This is a genomic window from Zobellella taiwanensis, assembly GCF_003012795.1.
Classification (GTDB): domain Bacteria; phylum Pseudomonadota; class Gammaproteobacteria; order Enterobacterales; family Aeromonadaceae; genus Oceanimonas; species Oceanimonas taiwanensis.
In genome coordinates, this window is record NZ_PXYH01000024.1 from 56,656 (window position 1) to 64,230 (window position 7,575).

The 7,575-nt window shown below is 61.7% G+C and carries 5 protein-coding genes; all 5 read left to right on the forward strand.

Annotation, left to right across the window (positions count from 1 at the left end):
* Positions 1-45 precede the first annotated feature (45 nt).
* Complete coding sequence (locus C7I36_RS14730; RefSeq protein ID WP_245880132.1) at positions 46-642, forward strand: PilZ domain-containing protein; 597 nt, start codon at positions 46-48, stop codon at positions 640-642.
* On the forward strand, positions 639-4,079 hold the full coding sequence (mfd, locus tag C7I36_RS14735) for a transcription-repair coupling factor (protein WP_106454452.1): 3,441 nt from the start codon (positions 639-641) through the stop codon (positions 4,077-4,079). The genes C7I36_RS14730 and mfd overlap by 4 nt, the downstream gene beginning before the upstream one ends.
* Positions 4,080-4,137: 58 nt before the next feature.
* Positions 4,138-5,598 carry an FAD-dependent oxidoreductase gene (locus C7I36_RS14740; RefSeq protein WP_106454453.1) on the forward strand — a complete coding sequence of 487 codons (1,461 nt, stop codon included), beginning with the start codon at positions 4,138-4,140 and terminating at the stop codon, positions 5,596-5,598.
* 534 nt (positions 5,599-6,132) lie between these two features.
* Positions 6,133-6,699 (forward strand): hypothetical protein, encoded by a 567-nt coding sequence (locus C7I36_RS17330; protein ID WP_146137343.1) that lies wholly within the window; start codon positions 6,133-6,135, stop codon positions 6,697-6,699.
* A gap of 207 nt (positions 6,700-6,906) precedes the next feature.
* A complete protein-coding gene (locus C7I36_RS17335; RefSeq protein ID WP_146137344.1) occupies positions 6,907-7,233 on the forward strand; it encodes a hypothetical protein in 327 nt (108 codons plus the stop codon).
* Positions 7,234-7,575 lie beyond the last annotated feature (342 nt).

A 7,575-nucleotide genomic window follows, 5' to 3' on the forward strand; every position in this document is an offset into this window, starting at 1 on the left:
GGGTTTTACGTCACCCGCAAGTTGCGGAATAATAAAGGCTCGAGCATGACGCAACAAGAGCAGCACAGCATGGCAGATCCTTATTTCAGCGTCGATTACCAGGCCCAGGTCAACCTGGTGCCCCTGGCCGACGGTGAAAGCATTCCCGACGAAGCCAGCCTGGAGGCCCGCATTCCGGCGCCGTTCAAGCTTATCAGCGAAGTGACCCGCATCGATACCAATAATGCCCGGCTGCTGCGCAACCTGGACGAGCACGCCGCCGAGCTGGTGGAGGTGATCAACCAGCAGTCGCGCAAAATCGACCTGGTGCTGAGCTATGTGCTCGCCGGCCAGGACAGCCCGGACCAGCGCCACCACACCCTGAGCCTGGGCGGCGGCGGCTTTCGCTTTGTGGCGCGTCAGCCGCTGACCGACGGCCAGGCGGTGGCGGTCAAGCTGTTCCTGCCCGAGCTGTCAGTGGCGGTGTTCTGCTACGGCCGGATATTTGCCGACGCCGAGCCCGGCCACTACCGCTGCGACTTTATCGCCATCCGCGAGCAGGACAGGGACGCCCTGATCCGCGCCAGCCTGCAACTGCAGGCCAAACAACTCAAGGCCCGCGCCGAGCAGCGCGCCCAACAGGATCAAAACCCAGCCTCATGATTGCCATTCCATGCCCCACTCCCCGCCCCCGGGCCAGCCTGGGCGGGCTTATCGGCAGCAGCCTGTCGCTCGCCATCGCCGGGCAGGTGCGCCAGCACGCGGGTGCCGTGCTGCTGGTGGTGCCCGACACCCCCACCGCCCTGCGCCTGGAGCAGGAAGTAAGCCACCTGCTGGCCGACGACCCGGCCCTGCCGGTACACCTGTTCCCGGACTGGGAAACCCTGCCCTTCGACCAGTTTTCACCGCACCGGGACATTCTCTCCCGGCGGCTCGAAACCCTGTATGGCCTGCCGGCCCTGCAACGGGGCCTGCTGATCGTGCCGGTGACCACCCTGATGCTGCGCACCCCGCCCCGGACCTGGCTGGAGCAGAACAGCCTGCTGCTGAACACCGGCGACCGGCTCGACCTGCACGCCCTGCGCCAACGGCTGGAGCAGGCCGGCTACCGGGCGGTGGACCAGGTGCTGGAGCACGGCGAGTTCGCCGCCCGCGGCGCCCTGCTGGATCTCTTTCCCATGGGGGCGGCAGAGCCGGTGCGCATCGACTTTTTCGACGACGAAATCGATACCCTGCGCCCCTTCGACCCCGACACCCAGCGCTCCAGGGACAAGGTGGAGCAGATCCGGCTGCTGCCGGCGCGGGAATTTCCCACCGATGCCGCCGCCATCGAACGCTTTCGCGGCCAGTACCGGGAGCGCTTTGCCCTGCGCAACGAGCCCGAGGCGCTCTACCACAGGGTAAGCCAGGGCCAGTTTCCGCCCGGCATCGAATATTACTTTCCGCTGTTTTTCGAACAGACCCAGACCCTGTTCGACTCCCTGCCCGATCCCCTGCTGGTGCTGGGCCTGGGCGAGCTGCTCGAGGCCGCCGAGACCTTCTGGCAGGAGGTGGCCGGCCGCTACGAAGACCGCCGCCACGACCTGCTGCGCCCGCTGCTCGCCCCCGAAGAGCTTTACCTCAGGCCCGACGAACTGCTGCACCGGCTCAACCACTGGCCCCGGCTGCAACTGAGCCAGACCCCGGTGCTGGAAAAGGGCGACCGGATCAACGCCCCGGTGGCGCCCCTGCCGGAGCTTGAGGTAGAGCACCAGAAAACCGAGCCCCTGGCCCGGCTGCTGGCCTTTTGCGAACAATTCCCCGGCCGGGTGCTGTTTTCGGTGGAAAGCGCCGGCCGGCGAGAGGCGCTGGTGGAGCTGCTGGCGGGCAGCCCGCTCAAGCCCTGGCCGGTGGAGAGCCTGGGCCGCTTTGCGGCCGGCGACGAGCGCCTCGGCCTGCTGATCGGCCCCCTGTCCCAGGGTTTTGTGCTGAAGGATGACTTCGCCCTGGTGTGCGAGGGCGACCTGCTCGGCGGCCGGGTGATCCAGCGCCGGCGGCGGGAAAAATCCACGGCCCTGAGCCCGGACACCCTGATCCGCAACCTGGCGGAGCTGTCCGTCGGCCAGCCGGTGGTGCACCTGGATCACGGCGTGGGCCGCTATATGGGGCTGCAGACCCTGGACGCCGGCGGCATGAAGTCGGAATACCTGACCCTGGAATACGCCGGCGGCGACAAGCTCTATGTGCCGGTGACCGCCCTGCACCTGGTGGGCCGCTACAGCGGCGCCGACGACCCCAGCCTCAACCGCCTCGGCAACGACGCCTGGGCCAGGGCCAAGCGCAAGGCCGCCGAAAAGGTGCGCGACGTGGCCGCCGAGCTGCTCGACGTGTACGCCCGCCGGGCCGCCAAGCCGGGCCAGGCCGTGACCCACGACAAGAGCGCCTACCGCCAGTTCTGCGACGCCTTCCCCTTCGAGGAAACCGACGACCAGCTGAAAGCCATCAACGCCGTGCTCACCGACATGACCCAGCCCAAGGCGATGGACCGGCTGGTGTGCGGCGACGTGGGCTTTGGCAAGACCGAGGTGGCCATGCGCGCCGCCTTTGTGGCGGTGCACGGCGGCAAGCAGGTGGCGGTGCTGGTGCCCACCACCTTGCTGGCCCAGCAGCACTACGACAACTTCCGCGACCGCTTCGCCAACTGGCCGGTGCGGGTGGAAATGATCAGCCGCTTCAAAACCGGCAAGGAGCAGGACAAGGCGCTGGCCGGCCTGGCCGACGGCAGCATCGACATTGTGATCGGCACCCACAAGCTGCTGAGCCAGGAAGTGAAGTTCAAGGATCTGGGCCTGCTGATCGTGGACGAGGAGCACCGCTTCGGGGTGCGGCAGAAGGATCAGATCAAGGCGCTGCGCGCCGACGTGGACATCCTCACCCTGACCGCCACCCCCATTCCCCGCACCCTCAACATGGCCATGGGCGGCATGCGCGATCTGTCCATTATCGCCACCCCGCCCGCCAAGCGGCTGGCGGTAAAGACCTTTGTGCGCGAGCACGATCCGGCCCTGGTGCGCGAGGCGATACTGCGCGAACTCAAGCGCGGCGGCCAGGTGTATTACCTGCACAACGAGGTGCAGACCATAGAGAACAGCGCCGACGCCCTGCGCGCCCTGGTGCCCGAGGCGCGCATCGCCATCGCCCACGGCCAGATGCGCGAGCGCGAGCTGGAACGGGTGATGTCCGACTTTTACCACCAGCGCTTTAACCTGCTGCTGTGCTCCACCATCATCGAAACCGGCATCGACGTGCCGAGCGCCAACACCATCATCATGGACCGGGCCGACAAGCTGGGCCTGGCCCAGTTGCACCAGCTGCGCGGCCGGGTGGGCCGCTCCCACCACCAGGCCTACGCCTATTTGCTCACCCCCCATCCCAAGCGGATGACCCCCGACGCCAAGAAGCGGCTGGAGGCCATTGCCGCGCTGGAGGATTTAGGCGCGGGCTTTGCCCTGGCCACCCACGACCTGGAGATCCGCGGCGCCGGCGAGCTGCTGGGCGAGGAGCAGAGCGGCCAGATCACCGCCATCGGCTTCAGCCTTTATATGGAGATGCTGGAGCAGGCGGTGAAGGCGCTGCAGTCCGGCAAGGAGCCGGCCCTGGATCAGCTGCTGCGATCGCAAACCGAAATAGAGCTGCGCCTGCCCGCCCTGCTGCCGGACGACTACATTCCGGACGTGAACATGCGCCTGTCCATGTACAAGCGCATTGCCGCCGCCGAGGACGACGCCGCCCTGCGCGAGCTGCAGGTAGAGCTGATTGACCGCTTCGGCCTGCTGCCGGAGCCGGGCAAGAACCTGGTGGCCCTGGCCGGGCTCAAGCTCAGGGCCAGCCGGCTCGGCATAGAGAAAATCGACGCCGGCCCCCAGGGCGGCACCCTCGCCTTTGGCCAGGATGCGAAAGTCGACCCCGGCTACCTGGTGGGCCTGCTGCAAAGCCAGCCGCGCATCTACAGGATGGAAGGCCCGACCAAGCTGCGCTTTGCCATTCCCAGCCAGGACGCCAAGGCCCGGCTGGCCCTGGTGGGCGACATGCTGAAGGAGCTGGAAGCTCACCAAATTTAACCCCGCCCGCGCCGCCAGGGAGGGGCGGCGCCGGCCTGCGATAAACGACAGAGACCAAATGACATCACCCTGCTGTAACGCCACCGCCCACGGCCCGCTGCGGGTCGGCATTTTGGGCGGCGGCGTGGCCGGCGCCACGGTGGCGCTGCGCCTGGCCGACCTGGGCATTGACAGCCTGCTGCTGGAGGCGAGCGACGGCCTGGTAAAGGGCCCGCCCATCTGCCACCTGCACGCGGGCGGCAACCTCTACCGGGAAATCAGTGACGACCAGTGCCTGGCGCTGCTGCGCCAGTCCATCGCCTCGGTGCGCGCCTACCCCCACTGCATCAACCGCCGCCCCACAGTAGTGGCGGTGCCGGTGACCGACGCGGGCGACCCGAACGCCCTGCTGCCGCGCCTGGCCCTGCTGGCGGAGGAATACCGCCGGCTGGTGGCACAAGACCCGGCCAACCGGGTGCTGGGCGAGCCCGAAGACTACTACCGCTGCTACGACCGGGAACAATTCGAGGCCCTGGCCCACCGCCCCCTGCCCGAGCGGGCCCAGCGCCCGGACGACTGGCTGGTGCCCCTGGCCCAGCGGCTGGATCCGGACCGGCTCAAGTTCCCCCTGGTGCTGGTGCAGGAATACGGCTGGAGCCTGTTCCGCATGGCCGCCACCGCCACCCTGGCGCTGACCGCCTCGCCCCACTGCGAGCTGCGGCTGAACACCAAAGCCACCGAGCTGGCCCCCGTAGAGGGCGGCTGGCGCATTAACAGCCAGGGGCCGGCCGGCGAACGGCAGGACGAGGTGGACTTTTTGGTCAACGCCTGCGGCTTTCGCACCGGCCTGGTGGACGACATGGCCGGCTACCGCCGCCAGCGGCTGGTGGAATACAAGGCCGCCTACCTGGCCCGCTGGCCGGTGCCGGGCCAGTGGCCCGAGGTGATCTTCCACGGCGAGCGCGGCACCCCGGACGGCATGGCCCAGCTTACCCCCTACCCCGGCGGCCTGTTCCAGCTGCACGGCATGACCGACGCCATCACCCTGTTCAAGGACGGCCTGGTGGCCAGCGGCGCCGACAGCGCCCAGCCCCGCCTGCCCGAGCACTATCGCCGGCAGATCGACCAGGGCTGGCAGGCCGAGGACGTAGACGCCCGCACCCGCGGCGCCATCGCCCACCTGGCCCGGCTGCTGCCCGCCTTTGCCGGGGCCGAGCCCGCCGGCCAGCCGCTGTTCGGCGCCCAGCAGATCCCGGGCAGCGATCCCAAACTGCGGGCGGCGGACGTGTCCTTCGAGGGCAGCCACTACGCCCGGGTGGAAATCGTAAAAGCCTCCTCGGCGCTGATCGCCGCCGACCGCATCGTCGGCAAGCTGGCGGAGCTGGGCTGGCTGGGCCAGTCCGCGGCAAGCCGGCCCCCGGCGCTCTCCCCTACCCTGGCCATCACCGCCGACCAGGATCCGGCCAAGGTGGAAGCCACCGCCGTGCACCTGGCCCGCCAGCGCGGCTACCCCCGGGAGCTGGCCGAAAACGGCTGGTAAGCCTTTTACCTAAACCCCGCCATGCCGGCCACCGGGCCGGCATCCAAAACCGCTCACAAAACCACCACTCAAGCGTTTTGCCCCCCACATCCTGCTTTTTGCAATTGCCCTCCCCCATCCCAGCGGCCAGAATAGATACGTTTGAACACAGTGGTGGCAGGGATTGGCGACCTGAAACGTCCGGGCGGTAGCGTAGCTGCGGAATATGATTGCCACCTTATTCAGCCATCCAGAAGTCCGTGGATATGCAGTATATTTGGCACCCAGCCAAAAGGTGCGCGAAATCACCGCAGGGATTGCGCGTTTATCATCCATTGAAAAAATAAAGCTTTTTTATTCAGGTAGTTAAAAAGTGTCGAATGTAGATTCTGCGTACATCCAGGAACAAATATGCGCATGCGCGTTTTTCACATTGGAATTTTGCCTGAAATACCATTAAGTTATTGATAGTAATGAAATTATTCTGATACAAAGCGGATTGGCATAAGAGCATATATGCGCATGCGCAGTATTAAAATGTTAGCTAGGGAGCTTATGTCACATATCATTTATGACCGTCTAATATTGGAGCATTTGTTTCTCTTAGAGCAAATGGCTCACGGAAGTCTCTCTACAGTAAGATTTTTAGGTGAAACATTAGATAATTCAAAAGAATTTGATTATTTGCAGTCTGAAGCAGAAGGCGCTGTTTACGGTTTTCAAGGTATTGAAGAAGGGTATTGGGACAATTTGCAGAAACTTGTGAGTGATTACTTAATCCAATGTGCAACCCGAACCAGAATCATGCAAGACTTTTCAGATTTCTCTACGGACAATCCAGAATACTGCCCTGACGAAGAAAGCTGTCGTAAATACCCAGGCTTAGCAACGATTTTAGAGGGAAACTTCCATCTCTCATTAAGAGAATGCTGCAACAAAATAATTCATGCAAAAAACGTAGAACTTGTGCCTCTAGTAGATAAAGTTACTAACCTTAAATATTGGAGTGGCTTATGTGTTTTGGGTGGAGACAAATCAAAAAAATCATGGAAGCTGCAAATCAACATCGGACTATGGGTATTGGCAATGCGTTATTATTATTCTGTCACTAGTGAGTTGTAGCTAACAAAGCAATCAAACGGATTTGATCTAGCAACCCGCATCATTAACACTACAAAAAATAGACTATCTGAATTTCTCACAAACGAAGAACTAGCCAAAAAAGAAGTATTTATGAATGATGGTAAAATTGGATTTAGGGCTGATGATTCAATCCTCAAAAAAATCGAACTTAACTTTGGCAGGCCAGCCAAGCGCGAGTAATGAAAAATGGATAAAAGCTCAAAACCCAACGAGAGATCCTTCGTGGTCAATGGGTCTCAGATCAATAAATCGACAGACCCGGCAACGCAAGCAATATTAGCAAAATACCAGCTTGTTTATTCAGTCATAGGTCTGCTGCTTGGCCTAGCATCAATACTGGGAGGAATATATTTATTTGTACAAGGAATCTCCGGAGAGTCTAACTGGAGTGCTAAATTTCTAGGCGCTGAATCGTCAATTGCAAGTGCGGCCCCTGGCGCATTATTGTTTATCGTTGGGCTATTTATGGTTTTTGTTACAAGATACAAATACAAGCACATTGTCGCCAAGTAACTCACGATTATGAATTCAATCCCGCTCGTTTCGTTCACCGTGCTCGCAAAAATTTCGCCTCTGCGAGCCTGTTGACACAACCGCTATAACTGGTACCGCCATGTCCGCCAATGAAATAAGAATTCAAAAAATAGTCCGCGAAGAAAGTGACGTGAGACGCCTTGGCATAAAGGTGAAATATATGTGTCTTTCCTTATCATGTAGGCACCATCAAGCAGGGTGAGATCGCGAACGTTTTTTGGACACTTCGTTCTATTTGACCCGCAGATCGTGTTGTGATCTGATACTCCCTTTTTGGGAGAGCCATGATGAGCCTTGATGCATTTTCTCAGTATTTCGGTG

What these genes read in the sequence shown, in the direction of transcription:
- C7I36_RS17330 (WP_146137343.1), top strand. Translation starts at nt 6,133, where the DNA reads ATGTCACATATCATTTATGACCGTCTAATATTGGAGCATTTGTTTCTC.
- mfd (WP_106454452.1), top strand. Translation starts at nt 639, where the DNA reads ATGATTGCCATTCCATGCCCCACTCCCCGCCCCCGGGCCAGCCTGGGC.
- C7I36_RS14740 (WP_106454453.1), top strand. Translation starts at nt 4,138, where the DNA reads ATGACATCACCCTGCTGTAACGCCACCGCCCACGGCCCGCTGCGGGTC.
- C7I36_RS17335 (WP_146137344.1), top strand. Translation starts at nt 6,907, where the DNA reads ATGGATAAAAGCTCAAAACCCAACGAGAGATCCTTCGTGGTCAATGGG.
- C7I36_RS14730 (WP_245880132.1), top strand. Translation starts at nt 46, where the DNA reads ATGACGCAACAAGAGCAGCACAGCATGGCAGATCCTTATTTCAGCGTC.